We start from the raw sequence: 17,647 nt of genomic DNA, 5'->3' as shown, positions 1-17,647 counted from the left end.
TCGGGTCTTGATGCGTGTGCGCTGTCGGTGCGCCCGCGCCCTCAGTACGCCCCTCTCGGAGCGAACATGACTCTGGCCGTGCGCCACATGATCTGCAGATCCGTGATGACCGACCAGTTCTCGACGTAGCGCAGATCGAGGCGGATGCTCTCGTCCCAGCTGAGGTCGCTGCGCCCCGAGATCTGCCAGAGTCCGGTGATGCCGGGCTTGATGTAGAGGCGGCGTGAGACGGTGCCGTCGTAGTCGCTGACCTCGCTGGGCAGCGGCGGCCGCGGGCCGACGACGCTCATCTCGCCGGCGAGAACGTTCCAGAACTGCGGCAGCTCATCGAACGACAGCTTGCGCAGGATCCGCCCGACGCGGGTGATGCGCGGGTCGTTCTTCATCTTGAACAGGAGCCCTGAGCCCTCATTCGCCGTCTTCAGCGCAGCGAGGCGCTGCTCGGCATCTGCATGCATGGACCGGAACTTCACGATTTGGAAGGGCTTCCCATCCCGGCCCACGCGTTCTTGGAAGAAGAACACGGGGCCGGGAGAATCGAGCTTGATCAGCAGCGCGAGTACCGGCGTCAGCAAGATGATCGGCACGAGTGCGAGGGTCGATACGACGATGTCCAGGGCCCGCTTGAGCACGTGCTTTGCACCCTCGTAGGTCGGGATCTGCATCTTGATCATCGGCAGGCCGTCGACCGGTGTGAACGACAGCCGAGGACCGGCGACGTCGGCGAGGTGGTCGGTGAGGACGAGTTCGGATGCCGTGCCCTCGAGCTCCCAGCTGAGCCGCTTGATGAAGTCAGGGTCGCGTTCGGGGCGACCGGCGACGATGATCGTGTCGGCGTTCAGCGCGATGGCGACCTCGGCGACCGTGTTGAGGTTGCCGAGCACGGGGACGGTCGTGCGTCCGAGGTCCATCTCGCGGGCGTTGCCGTCGAGCAGCGTGGCGCCGACGATCTGGTAGCCGGCAGTGCCGATCGGCTCGAGGGCGCGCACGACGTACTCGACCTCATCGCGGTTCCCCACGACGAGGGTCTGCGACGTGAATCGGCCATGGCGACGCTGGATGCTCAACCAGCGCCGCCACGACCACCGACTCATCAGAAGGCCGAGCAGGCCCGTGGGGAGGGTGATGAGCACGGTGAGCCGCATCGAGTCCCAGTCGAGTAGAACGGCCAGAACCGCCATCAGTCCGATGGCGAGGCCGGAGGCATGCGCGATGCCCCGATACTCGGCGGTGCTCGAGCCGAACAGAGCCGTGAGGCTCGTGCGCATGGCGAGCAGCGTGGCGAACCACACCGTCGCCAACAGCGCAGCGCGCGTCACGACATCCACGGGCGGTTCACCCAGATGAAGCTGGATTCCGGAGGCGACGCCAGTGGCGATCGCGATCACGGCAGCATCCGTCAGGCCGAGGCGGACGCGGTGCGCCCGTTCCCAGTGCAGACGGTGCTCCAGCGTCGCCGAGACGCGCGGCATCGGAGCCGTGGTCGTCTCGACCCGTACGCGCGGAACGGACGCCGAAATCACGGCCGAGTCCTCGCGTGTCAGGCTCAGAGCGTTCTCCACGGACGTCATGTCCGTGCACCCCGAGCAGCGCATGCACGCATACCCCAGTGCGACATTGCTTCCCCAGTTTCATCCCCAGTAACCGTGATCCCACATCACGGCGCATCCGAACGTCACAACCCCTTGCGACGGTTGCAAGACACGTGATCCCACATCACGGTTGCTCGCATCGATCCCACTCGATGCTCACTGTCTTGCAGTTCGGATGCCGCTCACATTAGCCCAACCCGGCACGCGATGCATAGACATTCGTCGGTTAATTCTCCGGATGACGTCACGAAGGGGAGAACCCCCGCGTCGGGCGGCTCCATGACGGGTGAAAACCCGATGCGCAGCGGGTTCGCTCCGTGGCTACTCCGCGGCGCAGATGCGGTAGCGACCGCTGTCGGCGAGGACGTCGGTCGTGCACTTCGCGCCGGTCAGGCGAGGGACGCCGTTCATGGCAGGCGCATCCCACAGTCCCACGTGGGCTCCACTGAGCACGATCGGCGAGACGGCGGCGCCCCAGGGAGCGGCGGCCAGCCACTCGGCGTCGTTCTCGGCGACCCATTCGGCGAGCGGTTCGACGGCGTCCCGCTGCATGACGAGGGTCTCCCAGCGCGCCGCAGTCGTCGCGACGACGACGTGCAGTACCGACCCGGCGCCGATTCCGAGTGCGAGAACGGATGCCGCCACCACTGCGACCACGCGCGTCGTGCGTCCGCGGAACAGCACCACGCAGGCCCAGAAAGCGGCAGCCGTCAGGATCGGGAAGAACGCGAACACGCCGGGTGCCGGATGCCGCACCCACAGCGGCAGGTGAGACGCGGTGGCCCACCACCCGACGAACGCGAGCGCACCGACGAACGCCGGCCACACGTACAGCGACACGCTCTTCGCGGAGTCCGAGCCTCGAGCAACCCAGAGTCCGGCGGCGATCAGTCCGATCGACACCACGGCGAGCACGACAGCTGCCCACACCGGCAGCGACCATGAGTCGGCAAGGGTCGTCAGCTTCGACACCACGGTCGTCGGCTCGCCGCCCTGCCCGCCGCTGCGCATGAACCACCACAGCTCTCGCAGGTGCATGATGAACCCGTCGAGGCCGAGTGACACGAGCGCGAACAGCTCGACCAGGAACGTCGGCAGCGCCACGAACAGCAGCGGAACCCAGGATCGCTTGAGCAGAGTCTTGACTCGCTCACCGACCGTCGAAGCATCGGACGGCAGCAGCCACAGCGCGACGGCGAAGGCGGGCAGCGCCAGCAGCACGATGAGCTTCGCTTGAACAGCGAGCCCCACGAGCAGGCCGGCCAGCCAGGTGCGGCGGGGCAGGACGACCAGCGCCCACACGAGCAGCGCCGCCGCGGGGATCTCGCCGAGCAGATCCGCGGGGCCCTGAATGGGCGAGACGCCGACACCGGTCGTGAAGGCGAGGGGAACGGCGACGGCCGCGAGCGCCGCCCGGCGGCCGCCGATGCGACGGCCGAGCACGAAGAGTCCGGCCAGCAGCAGCGCCCAGTAGGCCAGCGGGATCAGGCGCGCGCCGATCACCGGGTCGATTCCGGTCGTCAGCATCGCAGCGACCGGAAGCAGCACGACCGGGCCGGTCGAGATCCGCGGATCGAACGGCGTGAGCGTCGAGCCCGAGAGCGCGCCGTCGCTCGTGTAGCCGAGGCCCGAGAGCAGGTTCAGGGGGACGGTGAGGTTGAACGCCTCGTCCTCCCAGAAGCGCCAGACGACCAGGCTGTTCCACGCGAGCACGAGGTGCCCGGCGAGCAGCGCTGCAGCCAGCACCCAGAACAGGGCAGAACGAAACGTCTTCATGTCAATCGACAGGAACCGGGCGTCGGACGGAGCGCAGCGGCGCCGACGGGCGCAGCGACTGCGTCCACGTCTCGCGGAGGGCCGCAATGGCGAACTGGCGCAGGCGCTTCGGGGGCAGCCGCAGGCTGGCGGCGCGTCCCCACATCGTGCCGCTCTGCGATTCGCCCCGGCGGGGGATGCTCGTGACGCTCACATAGCGCACGATGAACTCGGCTCGGGCCTCGGCCAGCGAGAAGTGCACGTGGGGCACTGCAGCGTCGGCGGGCACGGCATCCACGAGCGCCCGCAGGGCTGCCGGCCGGTAGGCGCGCAGGGGAGTGTTGACGTCGGGGATGCGACGACCCGATGCCGCGGCGATCAGCAGTCCGACGCACGCCGTGAGCGTCTGCCGGTACCAGGGGTCGGTGCGGCCGCCGCGTACGCCGTGCACGACGTCGGCCGACGTCGACTCGATGGCGCGGATCACGCGGACGAAGTCCGTGCCGAGGAATTGTCCGTCGCCGTCGACGTGCACGATGAGGTCGGCGTCTGATGCCAGACCCAAGCGGTAGGCGGCAAGCGCAGTGGGTCCGTGGCCACGATTCGCCGGCTGGGTCTGCACCTCGACGTCGGACGTGTCGTCGAAGACGTGCGCCGTCTCGTCGGTGGATCGGTCGTCGGCGATGAAGAACGAGACGCGCTCGGCGAGCGGTGCGACGTGGTCGCGGATCTCGTCGATGAATCCTCTGATGCCTTCGGCCTCGTTGTAGGCGGGCATGACGATGGCGAGATGGGTGACGGTCACGGAATCCTCAGGCGCTGGTGGGTGCGCCGGTCGCAGCGCATGCACCTAGTACTCTAATGGAGTGAAGATCCCTGCCCGTTTGCGACGCCTGGCGGGTGTGGGAAGCCGGTTCCTCATCGTCGGTGCGATCAGCACCGTGATCGAGATCGCGGCGTTCAACCTGTTCGTCTTCGTGTTCGACTGGGATCCGGTCGTGTCGAAGATCGTCGCCTCGCTCGTCGCTCTCGTGAACGCCTACATCGGCAATCGTGAGTGGGCGTTCCGCCACCGCGACCGCCGAGGACGGATCTCAGAGCTCGTGCTGTTCCTTGCGACGAACGGCGTCTGCACGTTGCTGGGCGCCGGCCTCGTCTGGCTCGGCGTCGAGGCGCTGGAGGCCATCGTCGGTCACGCGACCGGCGCGTTCGCCCTGAACGTCGTCAACCTGATCAGCATCGTGATCGTGGTGCTCTTCCGCTTCGTGCTCTACCACAAGGTCGTCTTCCGCCCGTCGAAGTCCGCCGGCTGACAACGCTCCCTGAGCCCATCGAAGGGGCGGCACCCAGCCAGAGCAAGCAAGAAAAAACTCGGCCCCAGAGGGACCGAGTGGTATTGACCAAACATAGCACGCTCCCGGATCCGGCGGAATCACCAGCCAGTTGGTCGGGACAGCTTGCCCACGATAGCGGGCAGCTGTGACGAGGTAATCTGTGCGGTCGTAAGCTGATGCCACCAGTGGTCTCCCACCCCGTCGGTGGACTTCCCAGCGAGCGCACCCGCGAGATAACTGCGCGTTGGATTGACCGTACCGACGGGAACTCGTTCCCGAGCTTGGCGAATTGGAAACTCCAGGTCGCTGTCATTGCTGATCACAATCGCCGCGTCCACACGCTTCTCGAGGATATCAAGCAAGAGATGGGACGCGACGTTCACGTCAGACCCCTTCTCCTCGCGCCGTGCAACCGAGGCCATGAAGGTTGCCTGTGGGCTGTCATCTCCGTTTGAATCCCGCACCATGAGCGGCCAACTCGGAGTGGTAAGAACAGGTCGCTGTTTCTTGTCCGCTGTCGCAAGAGGAGCTGTGGCCACACGCGAGACATACGTGCCCATCAAACGCCGCATTCGCGTATCGCCGCCGGGGTGCTCGGAACGGACGCTACGAGAAGCCGCTAAGCCCCGACCTTAGTCCGCGCCCGCCGCACCCGCTTCGGCTTCGCCTGCGCCGCAGTCAGCTCCGTCGGCGCCTGCTCGAGCGTGTGCGTCGAGCCGTACGTGTACGACCCGTAGCCGTAGCTGTCCGGACCCTTCGTCGGCAGCATGGTCACGACGACGCCGAGCAGGTTCACGCCAGCCGTCTCGAGTGTTCGGATCGCGCCGGCGAGTTCGGGCTTCTTCGTCTTGCCCGATGCCGCGGCGAGGATGATGCCGCGGGTCTTCTTGCCGACGACGGCGGCGTCGGTGACGAGCAGCAGCGGGGGAGCGTCGATGAGGATGTAGTCGAAGTACTCCTCCAGCGGCTTGAGCACCCGATCCATCGCCGACGAGCCGAGCAGCTCGCTCGGGTTCGGCGGGATCGGCCCGCTCGGCAGCACGAAGAGTTCGTTCTTGCCCCACTTCTGCAGGGCATCGGCGACATCGATCTGACCGATGAGCACGTTGGTGAGTCCGACGCCGCCCTCGATGCCCATGTAGTCCGCGACACGGGGGAGGCGCAGGTCGCCGTCGATGAGAGCCACTCGCGCGCCCGTTTCGGCAAGCGCGATGGCGAGGTTCGCGGTCGTGGTCGACTTTCCCTCACCAGGCCCGGCGCTCGAGATCACGAACGTGCGAGAGTCAGAGTCGACCTCGAGGAACTGCAGGTTGGTTCGCAGCGTGCGGAACGACTCCGCGCGTGGGCTGCGCGGGTCGGCGTGCACGATGAGCGGGCGCTTCTTCGCCTCGGGGTCGTAAGCGACGCCGCCGAGCATCGGGCGGTCGGTGATCGTCTCGAGGTCGTGCAGCGTGTGGATGCGCGTGTCGAGAACGCTGCGCAGCACCGCGAACGCGATGCCTGCGGCGAGACCGAGGAGTCCGCCGAGGACGATCAGCAGCGGCACGTTCGGGCTCGACGGCGTCGTGGGCTCGGCGGCCGGGTCAGTGACAGTGATCTGCACGGGGCTGGCTCCGCCCTCAGCATCCGGCCGCTCGAGCTGCGTCTGCACCACGTTTGCGAAGCTCACCGCGGTCGCGTCGGCGATGGCCGCAGCCTGCTTCGGATCGGTATCGGTGACGGTGATGTCGATGAGCACAGTGTTCAGCGGTGTGGTGGCCGAGACGCGCGAAGACAACGCCTGCGCCGAGACATCGAGCCCCAGCTCTTCGACCACGGGCTCGAGCACGAGGGCGGTGCCGACGACGTCGACATAGCTGGTCACGATCTGCCGGGCGAACGTGGTGCCCTGCACGAGGTCGCCGGTGGCGGCGCCTTCGGTGCGCACCGAGACGTAGAGCTGAGTGGATGCCACGTACTTCGGCGCCTGTGTCGAGGCGTACGCCGCTCCCCCGGCGAGGCCGAGGATGAGCAGCACCAGGATCGCTATCCAGTTCTTGTGCAGGATGCGGATGTAGTCGCGAAGCTCCACGCTTGTCGATTCCCTCGGTCAGTTGGCCGGTTCCGCGATGCGGTGCCGTGATTCTTGTACAGGTTACTAGTCGGTCAGGCCAAGCCTGATTTTCAGCGAGATGCCGCCTCATACGAGCCGTAGACGCCATAGGCGGTCTTGTCGACGCCCTTGGTCGGCAGCATGGTGACGACCGTGCCGAGCACCTTCGCTCCGATGCCTTCGATGCTTTCGACAGCATCCGCCAGTCGCGGGGCATGCGTCTTGCCCGCCGCGGCGACCATGATGGCTCCCTCGGCCTGCTTGGCGAGCACGGCGGCGTCGGTGACGAGGCCGACCGGGGGAGCGTCGATGATGATGATGTCGAACGCATGCTTGAGCTCGTAGATGAGGTTCGTCATCGCAGTCGAGCCGAGCAGTTCAGCGGGGTTCGGCGGGATCGCGCCCGAGGGCAGGATGAACAGCGCACCCTTGCCCCAGCGCTGCATCGCCTCGCTGGCGTTGAGGCGCCCGACCAGCACCTCGGTGAGCCCCACACCGCCTTCAATCGCGAAGTACTCGGCGACGCGCGGCAGGCGCAGGTCGGCGTCGAGTAGGGCGACGCGGGCGCCCGACTCGGCGAACGTGATGGCCAGGTTGGCGGCGGTGGTGGATTTACCTTCGCCGGGACCGGCGCTGGTGATCACGAACGCCGCCGGATCGCCGCCGGTGACGAGGAACCTCACGTTCGTGCGCAGCGAGCGGAATGCCTCGGCTCGACGGTCGCGCGGATCAGCGGCGATCACCAGCGGGTGCTCTCTAGCGTGCGGGTCGAGGGCGATGCCGCCCAGGGTGGGCGCGCTGATCGTGCGTTCGACGTCTTCGATCGAACGGATGCGGTTGTCGAGCACAGCGCGCAGCGCGGCGACGCCGATGCCGGCGGCGAGTCCGAGCAAGGCTCCGAGGGTCACGATCAGGGGCACGTTCGGCGCAGAGGGCGACACGGGAACCTGGGCAGGCTCGAGGGTGTCGATGCGCACGATGCTCGGCCGGGCATCGATCGGACGCTCGAGCTGCTCTGCGACGACCGTGGTGAAGCTCTCGCCGATCGCGTTGGCGATGCGCGCGGCCTGCCCGGGGTTCTCGTCGGTGACCGTCACCGTGATCGCAGTGCTCGCGGTGGCTGCGGTGGCGCTGACCTCTGACGCGAGCGCGTCGACGCTCGCGTCGAGACCGAGGTCGTCGATCACGGGCTGCAACACAAGTGAGCTCGAGATGATCGCCACGTAGCTCGTGGCGGCCTGCTGGGCGTAGGTGCGGGCGAGGTTGAGTTCGGCAGGCGTTCCGGTGCTGGCCTGAGCGGAGATGAACAACTCCGTCGACGCGCTGTACCGAGTGGGCGTGGTGATCGCTATGACCGCGCCGATGGACAGGCCGATCAGAGTAAGAGAGAGGATGAGGACGAGGTTGCGTCGCAGAACGCGCAGGTAGTCCTGGATGGTCATCGCTCTCCCGATGGTCGGCTTGTGGTCGGCGTGGCCGAGTATCCTCAATGACATTAGCCCCTCGCCGCGCGTCTCGTGGCGCGCCAGCACGGAGAGTGAACAGATGTCCCCCACCGCAGCGAAGCTGGAGGCGCTCGTGGGCGCGCCCCGCCGCGCCGACGCTCCTCTTGATGAAGGACGGGATGCCGTCCGGCTCGTCGCCATGGTCGAGTCAGCAGCAGTGAACAGCTCGCCGACGCTGGTGCCGGGCGGATTTCTGAAGAGCGTGAAGCAGAAGAAGGCGCGCGGATATCGACGCATCGACTGGTTGAACGTGGGGGCAGCCGCAGTAGCGATCGTGGTTGCCGCTGGGGCTGCGACCTTCACCGGTGTGCAGATGGCAAGTGCCAGCCCTACGCAGGGCGCTGTGCAGATTCTCACGACGGATGAGGCGTCGCTCGCCGGTGCCGAGCAGGCGGCGGCTGCCTCGAAGGCTCGCCTCGAGGAGACCATCAGCGCCGGCGCGTCGGATGCTGCTGCGCTGCGTAAGGCGTTAGGAGTCCTGGCCGAGACCGACGAACAGCCGGCGGCCGCTGATCCGGCAGCGCTCGCCGCAATGACGAAGTCGGTCGACGAGTACACGGCGGGCCTGAGCGAGATCGCCATCCCCGAGGTCCCTGCGGCGTACGAGCGTGGAAAGGTCGACACGGGTTCGCTGCAGAGCGTCGGCGATGCGATCGATCGGGTGCAGGAAGCGTCTGTCGCGGTGGATGCCGTCGCCGAGCAGCTGCGAGCTGCTCGAGCGAGTGCAGACACCCTGACGACGACATACTCGACTCAGCTGTCGGCGTTCGCCAGTTCCTTCGCCGCGCACGCGCAGAGCGAGGTTGAGGAGTATCCGGTGGCCGAGCAGGAGTTCCGAGATGCCGTGACCGCTGCTGCTGCGGCGATCGCAGCTACCCCCCTGAACACGCCGGAGGGTGCGACGGCGTTGACCGCCTATCGGGATGCGGTGATCGCACTGCACGATGACGACTACCGTGCGCGCGTCGAGGAGGAGGCCGCGCGCAACAACCAGCAGAACAACAACTGGACTCCGCCGGCGTCGGAAGAGCCGACAGATCCCGGAACCACCGATCCGGGCACGACGAACCCCGGCACGACGAACCCCGGCACGACGAACCCCGGCACGACGAACCCGCCGACCGAGCCGGATCCGATCCCTGACGCTGACGATCCGATTTTCTGAGCCATCGTCGGTCACTGAGCCTGTCGAAGTGCCCGGCACCGTGCATAGGACGCGCACGTGGCGGTTGTACCTTGTCCACAATCGACCGGACGATGTGTCAACATTGATTGTGCGCCGGGCTTTCAATGCTGGCGCATAGAGGCATCTGTTACTGCTGGGGGGAAATCGGGTGGAACCGAGCGCAAGCACGGGATCAATTCCAATAGTGTCGGTCGCGCAACGACGCAGACGTTTCGCAGCCGCCGTCGTGGACAGCTTGGCGTGGGTGATCGGCATCTTCGCCGCTCTCGCGCTCCGATTCGAGTACGACCCAACGCTCAGGGGTTGGACTGCGACCCTCATTCTCGCGCTCGTCGCTGCCGGACTCCAGGTGATCGTGGGCTATTACTTCGCGTTCTACCGGGGCCGGTACACGTACGGTTCATTCGAAGAAGTGCGGATGCTTGGGCTTGCAGTGCTGCTGCAGGCAATCGTCCTTTCAGCGCTGGTGATGTCGTTCGGCCCAATATTCGGCGTGCCACGCGGCACAGTGATTCTGGCGTTCCCGTTCGTGCTGTTGATGATGTTCGGCGTGCGTTATCTGGCGCGCCTCATGCTCGAGCGGACGCGTAAGCCTGGGGAGCAGGCGAAGCCGGCGCTGATTGTGGGTGCCGGCTATCTCGGCAGCACGCTGGTACACAACCTGATCACAGACCCGACGTCACCGTTCCGCCCAGTGGGCATCCTCGATGATGACCCGGCGAAGAAGAACCTGCGCTTGCGCGGCGTTCCGGTGATCGGACGCACGAAGAAGATCGCCGAGGCCGCCGAGAAGACAGGAGCCAGCGCCCTGATCATCGCGATCGGTCAGGCCGACAGCACGCTGCTTCGGCGCCTCACCGACGAGGCAGCGAAGGCCGGTCTCACTGTCTCAGTGACACCGACATTGTCAAGCTTGCTCAGCGGTGAAAAGTCTGCTGCGGACCTTCGTGACATCAGCATCGAGGACCTGATTGGTCGGCATCCTGTGGACACCAATGTCGAGCTGATCGCGGGCTACGTCACTGGGCGCCGGGTGCTCGTCACTGGTGCAGGCGGCTCGATCGGGTCGGAATTGTGCCGTCAGCTGGCTAAGTACGGCCCGAGTGAGTTGATCATGCTCGACCGTGACGAGACCGGCCTGCAGCTCGCGCAGTTGGGTACCGCCGGTCACGGGCTGCTCGATTCGAAGGATGTTGTGCTTGCTGACATCCGCGAAAGTGCGACGCTCGACGAGATCTTTGCTGATCGGCAACCTGAGGTCGTGTTCCACGCGGCGGCCTTGAAGCATCTGCCGATGCTGGAGCAGTACCCCGACGAGGCATGGAAAACAAACGTACTTGGCACACTCAATGTGCTTCAGGCCGCGCGCAGTGCCGGAGTCGACACGTTCGTCAACATTTCGACAGACAAAGCGGCGAACCCGACCAGCGTGCTCGGGCACTCGAAGCGCGTCGCCGAGAAGCTCACGGCGTGGGCAGCTGAAGAGACCGGCATGCGTTACCTTTCGGTCCGATTCGGCAACGTCATCGGGAGCCGCGGGTCGATGCTTCCCACCTTCCAAGCGCTAATCGAGTCCGGAGGACCACTTACGGTTACGCATCCGGATGTCACTCGGTACTTCATGACGATTCCCGAGGCGTGCCAGCTCGTGATTCAGGCCGGTGGAATCGGGCGGCCCGGTGAGGTCCTCATCCTGGACATGGGCGAGCCCGTCTCCATCCTCGAGGTCGCAAAGCGCATGATCGCGATGTCGGGCAAGAACATCGAGATCGTCTTCACAGGCCTTCGCCACGGCGAGAAGCTGCATGAGGTGCTGGTTGGCAATCGCGAAGACTTGGAACGTCCCTTCCACCCGAAGGTCTCGCACACCCGCGCTGACGCGATTTCGCCCGAGCGCTTGGACAAGGCGGGATGGGAGGCGCGCATGTTCTCCGTGCCACGCAACAACGACACGACGATCATCAATCCGATTCACGTCGGTGGAACGGAGGGCGAGAGGTGAGCGACCGTATTTTCATGTCATCGCCTGACGTCGGGCAGCTTGAGGAGGATGCGGTCGTCGCGGCGATGCGTTCTGGTTGGATCGCACCGCTTGGACCAGATGTCGATGCGTTCGAACGCGAGCTTGCCGATCGAGTCGGCGTCGCGCAGGGGGTCGCTCTGAGTTCCGGTACAGCCGCCCTGCACCTGGGATTGTTGACACTGGGCGTCGAGCCCGGCGACGTGGTTGTGACGTCGACCATGACGTTCGCAGCGACGACCAACGCGATCGTCTACACGGGGGCTGAGCCGTACTTCATCGACGCCGATCCTGCTACCGGAAACATGGATCCCGTACTCCTCCGAAAAGCGCTGACAGATCTTCACGCGGCGGGAGAGAACGTTGCCGCCGTGGTGCCAGTCGATTTGCTCGGAAAGGCTGTCGACTATACCTCGATTCTCGCGATCGCGGACGAGTTCGGTGTGCCGGTTCTTGCGGATGCCGCTGAGTCGCTCGGCGCGACGCACGCTGGCAAGGCGGCCGGCAGCTTCGGGCGAGCATCGATCGTGTCGTTCAACGGCAACAAGATCATGACGACCTCCGGCGGCGGCATGCTGCTCACAGACGATGCAGAGTTCGCCCAGCACGTTCGTTACCTCGCGACGCAGGCTCGGCAACCAGTCGTTCACTACGAGCACACCGACATTGGTTACAACTACCGGATGAGCAACCTGCTGGCCGCTCTTGGACGCGCGCAGTTGTCTCGCCTGGACGAGATGATCGCGAAACGGCGCGAAATGCGCGAGCTCTACAAGGACATGTTTGCGAGTGTTGACGGCGTCGAGGTGTTTGGTGCAGACGATGACGAGCAGGACAACGTCTGGCTCACATCGATCATCATCGACGAGTCTGTCACCGGCTGGGGGCCCGCTAGCCTCGCCACGGCTATCGCCACAGACAACATCGAGAGCCGACCGCTCTGGAAGCCGATGCATATGCAACCGATCTTCGCGGGGGCGCGTGGCAACATCAATGGCGTTGCCCAGCAGCTGTTCGAGACTGGACTGACGTTGCCCAGCGGCTCTGCATTGACAAGTGCGCAACGCGAACGTGTGGTGGTAGGGATCCGGAAGTTCGTCGATGGGCGCTGACAGCCTTATGAGCACGTTTCGTCCTTACGACATTGCGAAGCGCGGGCTCGACATGATCGCCGCAACGGTCGCACTGGTTGTGCTCAGCCCAGTGATCCTGGCGACGGCAATCGCAGTCAGGCTCAAACTCGGGGCTCCCGTTCTCTTCACCCAGCCGCGGCCTGGACGCGGTGGCAAGGTCTTCAGGCTGTACAAGTTCCGTTCGATGCGCAGCATTGACGAGGCTCGAGGATTGGTAACCGACGAAGAGCGCCTTACGCGATTCGGGCGTGCGTTGCGTTCTACCAGCCTTGATGAGCTGCCATCGCTGGTGAACGTCTTGCGAGGCGAGATGAGCGTCGTGGGGCCACGGCCACTGCTCGTCGAGTACCTCCCGCATTACACGCAGGAGCAAGCGCGCCGACATGAAGTGCGACCTGGCATCACTGGACTCGCGCAGGTGAGTGGACGCAACGCGCTGACCTGGGAGGACAAGTTCAGACTCGATGTTATCTACGTTGAGAACCGCAGTTTGGGGCTCGACGTACGCCTAATCGCGCGCACGATTAGATCCGTTATCGTGCGCGAGGGGATCTCGGCCGAGGGTCAGGCGACTACACGCAAGTTCGGAGAGACTGATGACTAAAGAGATCATTGTCATCGGGGCTGGCGGATTTGGGCGCGAAACACTCGACGTCATTGACGCGATAAATGCTGTGGCGAGTGAAGCCGTTTGGCACGTCAGGGGTGTCGTTGACGATTCGCCCAGCGCGATTCAGCAGACTCGCCTGCGGGCGCGGGGAGTTCCGTGGCTCGGAGCTCTAGGCGATAACAGAGAAGCGCTGTCACGCACTTCGCATATCGTCGCGATCGGGTCCCCGAAGGTTCGTGGACGCCTAGCCTCGTACGTGGATGAATTGGGCGGACGAGCGGCAACTTTGGTGCATCCGCGCGCCGTGATTGGCTCACAAGTCGCGCTCGGAGAGGGAACGGTGGTATGCGGAGGAGTTCAAGTCTCGACAAACGTGAAGATGGGCAGGCACACGCACATTAACCCCGGAGCTGTCGTGGGGCATGACGCGAGCTTGGATCATTTTGTATCGGTGAACCCGGGAGCAGTTATTTCGGGCGAGGTGGTTGTCGGCCCCAGGTCGCTGATCGGCGCCGGCGCAGTCATACTTCAGGGGCTCGAGATTGGCGCTGAGGCCGTCGTCGGTGCGAGCGCGTGCGTCACGCACAACGTGCCGTCTGGGACCACCGTGTATGGAGTGCCTGCGCGTGTCGGAGGCCCTCGGTGACTGGCCCAAGCCTTCACGTGTGCTTCGTCGTCACCAGCGATCTGACAGTTGGCGCGTTTCTCAAGGGGTACGCACATGAGCTGCGCCGACAAGGGCATCGCCTTACGATCGTATGTTCCCCAGGGGGCGGAACCGCTGGCTTCGAGGGCCTCGCAACGATTCTGCCGTTGCCGATGCGGCGCGAACCTTCCCCCCTCATGGATTTGGTGGCGCTGGTCCGCATGATCCGATTGTTTCGAAAGGTACGCCCAGACATAGTCGTTTATGCAACGCCGAAGGCAAGCCTGCTCGCGTCCATTGGAGCGTTCCTGTCAGGGATTAATACTCGAGTATATGAGCTCTGGGGTCTGCGCATGGAGACTTCAGTTGGATTCGGTCGTAAGGTACTGCGTGCCCTAGAGAGGGTCACCGTAGCTCTCTCGTCGTCCGTCGTTCCCAACAGCTCTAGCTTGGCTTCTCGTGCGAGCGAGTTAGGCGTGCTACGCGGAAAATCGCCGGTCCTGTTGGGCGAGGGGTCTTCTCATGGTGTGGACGTTGAACGATTCTCTCGCAGTGCAGTTCGGGCAGATGTCGACACGGGCACGCGCCAATTCTTGGATCGGTCCTCGGGATTCACCATCGGCTTCGTCGGGCGGCTCCACCCTGACAAGGGGGTGGACGTCCTAATCGAGGCGGTGCGGTTGTGCTTGGCTAGCGGAGACCAGGTTAGAGCCCTCCTTGTTGGAGGCGACGAGGGCGCCCGGCTGCCCTCCTTAGCTGAGCTTCCTGTTCATACCGTCGGTCAGGTCGCGGATCCGCGACCGTATCTGGCGGAGATGGATGTAATCGTCCTCATGACGCTGCGAGAGGGCTTCCCGAACGTGATCCTCGAAGCGGCCAGCATGGAGGTTCCGGCGATTGTGGCTGACAGCACCGGATCGATCGACTCGGTCGTCGACGGCTGCACGGGATACGTGGTACCCACGGGCGACGTCCAAGCCCTAGCCATCGCTATCCGTTCGCTACTCGTTGACCCCGCCAAGCGCAGCACGATGGGGCACGCCGGGCGGGAACGCGTCGAAGATCAGTTCTCCCATCATCTGGTCTGCAAGTTGCACGTAGACTTTTACATAGAGGAATGGTCGCGAAGGACGGCGGCGTCATGACAACTCCGATTCTCCAGGGTGCGCTGACCTTTCCAGCAGTTGCAGTCATAACGCTGCTCGTGCTGGTGGCGTGGGCATTCGGCGCCTTCCTGCGAAGAGATCTTCCAAGAACCGTCTCCGTTGCCGCTCCTGTGATCGTGGCGATCGCCACTAGCGCGACAATGACGTTCTTTCGGCTCACCAACGACGTGTACCTACTGAGCGATGAGAAGACTTGGCATGCTCAGTCGATCTCCGTCGCTGAGTATCTCTCGAGTGGGCAATCGGCTACGGTCAACCTGAGCGCAGGGAAAGAGGGATATTCCTGGATCATCGGGACGCTCTATTGGATTTCTGGTCCTGCACCGTTGGTGCCGATAGTGTTCGGCGCACTTACGTTTATCTTGCTCGTTCCGATCTGTGGTGCAGTGACGAACCTAGTAGCGCGGGACTTACGACTCTCCGACGTTGCTGCGACCAAAGCTGTTAGGTGGGCTTGCTATTTCGTGGCGTTGTGTCCCGCGATCGTCATCTGGGTTCCACGGATGCTGCGCGAGAGCATAAGCATGCTTCTGATTGGCTTGATGATCCTTTGGTTTCTCAAGTATTTGGAAGCCCGGAGACCGATGCTCTTGATCGGAGTAGGCCTGATGGCAGCGGTGATGGTGACGATTCGCGCACAGGTGGGCATGGGAATTATCGCCGGGATTGTGCTGAGCTCGATCGTTGCCTACTCAACGCGCTACCGACACGTCTTTTCGCGAGTAATGCTGGTTGGTCCATGCTTCGCGCTGATTTTTGCTGTTACCTGGGCATTCGTGGATTCGACTTCAGACCTCAGCGCAGAGAGCATCGCTTTGCGCAATCGGGCGTTGACGGATGCGTCTAGCGCGTTCGACGGTGGCGAGACCGCCTACACCGCCGACAGCTTGCTGGAGATTGTTCTCTTCAATCTCCCTCGAGCCGCTCTTGGTCCGTTCCCCACGGAACTGAACCTGAGCGGCGGCATCGTTATCGCAGCCATGTCCAACATTTTCTGGCTGGCATGCATATTGGGTGCGCTGCTGTTGTTCCCTGGTCTTCGAAGGGCCGAAGCGACGCGGAGCCAGCCAACCGAGAAACGCCGCGCACGAAGCTTTGTCGTTCTGGTGGTTCTTGCGATGACGCTTGTCGCCATTCTGTCAATCACAGCTGGAAACTACGGCCTCGTTGTGAGGATGCGGCTGATGCCACTGGTAGCCCTCATCCCCGCAGCGGCCATCGGGTTTCAGGTGTGGCGTCATCGTCGTTCGGGCGATGTACTGTTCCGGCAAGAGGCGGCAGCAGTACCTTTACGACGTGTCTAGCGTCGAGAAGTTATGACGTATCTAGCGTCCGGCGCGAGCAAGCCCGCGCGAGTGTCGATTCTCCTGGAGTCAGCTTGAGCGCGCTGGCATCTTGGCGAGTAAGTCATGGGTGCTTACGATGATGTTTGCTTTTGAAAGAAGTGGCGCACTCTGTTGGCGAATATCGCTTCGGGTGTGAGTTCGCATACTGCGGGCGTAGTCGAGAATATTCCGTATGTTTGCCGGACCCTGCCGGTAGTAAGGCGCATCGGCGGGAAAGCGGTCGCGGTGCCCAGAGTAGGTGGGTAGACCCGCTGCGAGGTACTCCCGCACCTTCAAAGTGCATGCTTCCCTCATCGATTTTCGCTCGAGCGCGAAGGACGACAGGCCAACCCAAGAACGGGCGATCAAGTCGCCGATCTCCTCCTTGGTTAGTCGACCGTGGATCTTCACGCGCGGGTCGTGTGACGCTCTTTCTAGATCGGCAGGCTCCACCTCGCCCACGAGGTGGAGCGTGAACTCCTCGTCGGACCGTGACATGTCCTCTAGGACCAAGTCGAGTCCATGCCATTCGACAAACTTGCTTGCGACGAACAAAATCTCTGGCACATTGCCTCGGTGATCAGCGGCGACCGGCTGCTGATCGAGATTGATTCCGTTGGGGAACGTGAGCGTGGGCCGATTTGCTCCGGTGCGCGCGAGCTCGTAGTCCACAATCTCTTCGGTGACGCCGGCGATAGCCGACGCCGCACGTAGGTTCCTGGGCCCCACTAGCGCTTCCATAGCCACCTGCAAGTACCTCTGGTACCCAGGAATCAGCTTCAACTCGGGGATCTCGAGAGTGTGATGCATCGACACCACTGGCGTCGAGATGGTGCTGAGTGTGCGAGCCCGGGAAAGATCCGACGTCGTGTAACGAAGGAGGATGACGTCGTACTCGAGGTGGTGCTCGCCGATCCACTTGTAGAGCCGCCGCCGATGCTCGATCTTGTCTGCCACATACCTAAGCCAGAACGAGGATCGTTGCGTCGACTTCTTGTGCGGGTGTGCCCAAATCCGAAGTGATTCGGCAGCTTCCGGGAGGTCGATGTCGGTGAACAAGCGGACGTCCCAGTCTATGTCGGTCTCATCTGCTGCGCGTTGCTCAGCGATCGCTTGCTGGACGATGCCACTCGCTGGGATGTGAAGTGGTACAAGGTGCAGGATTTTCATCGATTTCTGACCGTTTGCTCCGGGGCGTGGGTATGGGCGCGGCAGACACAACCGCAACGTCAACGATAGCGAAGGCGCAAGGCTCCTGACGCGGGCTTGCGCGGTGAGCTCAC

At 63.9% G+C, this 17,647-nt stretch carries 15 protein-coding genes; 8 read left to right on the top strand and 7 right to left on the bottom strand.

The features are described 5' to 3' along the window. Positions 1-41: 41 nt before the first annotated feature. From KHB019_RS06155 to KHB019_RS06145, 3 genes are all read right to left on the bottom strand, one after another. Complete coding sequence (locus KHB019_RS06155; RefSeq protein WP_443193191.1) at positions 42-1,571, bottom strand: sugar transferase; 1,530 nt, start codon at positions 1,569-1,571, stop codon at positions 42-44. A 342-nt stretch (positions 1,572-1,913) separates the two neighbouring features. Next, a complete protein-coding gene (locus KHB019_RS06150; protein WP_337458342.1) occupies positions 1,914-3,368 on the bottom strand; it encodes a hypothetical protein in 1,455 nt (484 codons plus the stop codon). A gap of 1 nt (position 3,369) precedes the next feature. After that, positions 3,370-4,152: a glycosyltransferase family 2 protein gene (locus KHB019_RS06145; protein WP_337458341.1), complete on the bottom strand. Its 783-nt coding sequence runs from the start codon at positions 4,150-4,152 to the stop codon at positions 3,370-3,372. A gap of 61 nt (positions 4,153-4,213) precedes the next feature. Here KHB019_RS06145 and KHB019_RS06140 point away from each other — a divergent pair, with 61 nt between their 5' ends. Further along, positions 4,214-4,660 carry a GtrA family protein gene (locus KHB019_RS06140; protein ID WP_337458340.1) on the top strand — a complete coding sequence of 149 codons (447 nt, stop codon included), beginning with the start codon at positions 4,214-4,216 and terminating at the stop codon, positions 4,658-4,660. Positions 4,661-4,779: 119 nt separating this feature from the next. On the opposite strand, the gene KHB019_RS06135 is transcribed toward KHB019_RS06140, so the two are convergent. The 3 genes from KHB019_RS06135 to KHB019_RS06125 all read right to left on the bottom strand — a co-directional run bounded on the left by KHB019_RS06135 (position 4,780) and on the right by KHB019_RS06125 (position 8,215). Then, entirely contained in the window at positions 4,780-5,064 is a 285-nt protein-coding gene (locus tag KHB019_RS06135; RefSeq protein WP_337458339.1) for a hypothetical protein, read from the bottom strand. Between the two features lie 236 nt (positions 5,065-5,300). Further along, a complete protein-coding gene (locus tag KHB019_RS06130; RefSeq protein ID WP_337458338.1) occupies positions 5,301-6,752 on the bottom strand; it encodes a polysaccharide biosynthesis tyrosine autokinase in 1,452 nt (483 codons plus the stop codon). Positions 6,753-6,844: 92 nt separating this feature from the next. Beyond that, positions 6,845-8,215, bottom strand: a complete 1,371-nt coding sequence (locus KHB019_RS06125; protein WP_337458337.1) for a polysaccharide biosynthesis tyrosine autokinase — start codon at positions 8,213-8,215, stop codon at positions 6,845-6,847. A 103-nt stretch (positions 8,216-8,318) separates the two neighbouring features. On the opposite strand from KHB019_RS06125, the gene KHB019_RS06120 reads away from it, so the two are divergent. From KHB019_RS06120 to KHB019_RS06090, 7 genes are all read left to right on the top strand, one after another. After that, a complete protein-coding gene (locus KHB019_RS06120; protein WP_337458336.1) occupies positions 8,319-9,443 on the top strand; it encodes a hypothetical protein in 1,125 nt (374 codons plus the stop codon). A 265-nt stretch (positions 9,444-9,708) separates the two neighbouring features. Next, complete coding sequence (locus KHB019_RS06115; protein WP_337458335.1) at positions 9,709-11,466, top strand: polysaccharide biosynthesis protein; 1,758 nt, start codon at positions 9,709-9,711, stop codon at positions 11,464-11,466. Beyond that, on the top strand, positions 11,463-12,596 hold the full coding sequence (locus tag KHB019_RS06110; protein ID WP_337458334.1) for a DegT/DnrJ/EryC1/StrS family aminotransferase: 1,134 nt from the start codon (positions 11,463-11,465) through the stop codon (positions 12,594-12,596). The genes KHB019_RS06115 and KHB019_RS06110 overlap by 4 nt, the downstream gene beginning before the upstream one ends. Then, positions 12,586-13,221 carry a sugar transferase gene (locus tag KHB019_RS06105; protein ID WP_337458333.1) on the top strand — a complete coding sequence of 212 codons (636 nt, stop codon included), beginning with the start codon at positions 12,586-12,588 and terminating at the stop codon, positions 13,219-13,221. Before KHB019_RS06110 ends, KHB019_RS06105 begins: the two co-directional genes overlap by 11 nt. Beyond that, the gene (locus KHB019_RS06100) at positions 13,214-13,873 is read left to right on the top strand and encodes an acetyltransferase (protein ID WP_337458332.1); all 660 of its coding nucleotides are present in this window, start codon (positions 13,214-13,216) and stop codon (positions 13,871-13,873) included. The genes KHB019_RS06105 and KHB019_RS06100 overlap by 8 nt, the downstream gene beginning before the upstream one ends. Then, a complete protein-coding gene (locus KHB019_RS06095) occupies positions 13,801-15,018 on the top strand; it encodes a glycosyltransferase (RefSeq protein ID WP_443193190.1) in 1,218 nt (405 codons plus the stop codon). Before KHB019_RS06100 ends, KHB019_RS06095 begins: the two co-directional genes overlap by 73 nt. Then, positions 14,991-16,343: a hypothetical protein gene (locus tag KHB019_RS06090; RefSeq protein ID WP_337458331.1), complete on the top strand. Its 1,353-nt coding sequence runs from the start codon at positions 14,991-14,993 to the stop codon at positions 16,341-16,343. Before KHB019_RS06095 ends, KHB019_RS06090 begins: the two co-directional genes overlap by 28 nt. Before the next feature lie 69 nt (positions 16,344-16,412). On the opposite strand, the gene KHB019_RS06085 is transcribed toward KHB019_RS06090, so the two are convergent. Then, on the bottom strand, positions 16,413-17,534 hold the full coding sequence (locus tag KHB019_RS06085; RefSeq protein WP_337458330.1) for a glycosyltransferase: 1,122 nt from the start codon (positions 17,532-17,534) through the stop codon (positions 16,413-16,415). Positions 17,535-17,647 lie beyond the last annotated feature (113 nt).

It is taken from the genome of Microbacterium sp. KHB019, assembly GCF_037285405.1.
In the GTDB taxonomy this organism is placed as follows: domain Bacteria; phylum Actinomycetota; class Actinomycetes; order Actinomycetales; family Microbacteriaceae; genus Microbacterium.
The sequence above is the reverse complement of the archived record's forward strand: the minus strand, read 5'-3'. Positions and strand labels throughout refer to the sequence as shown.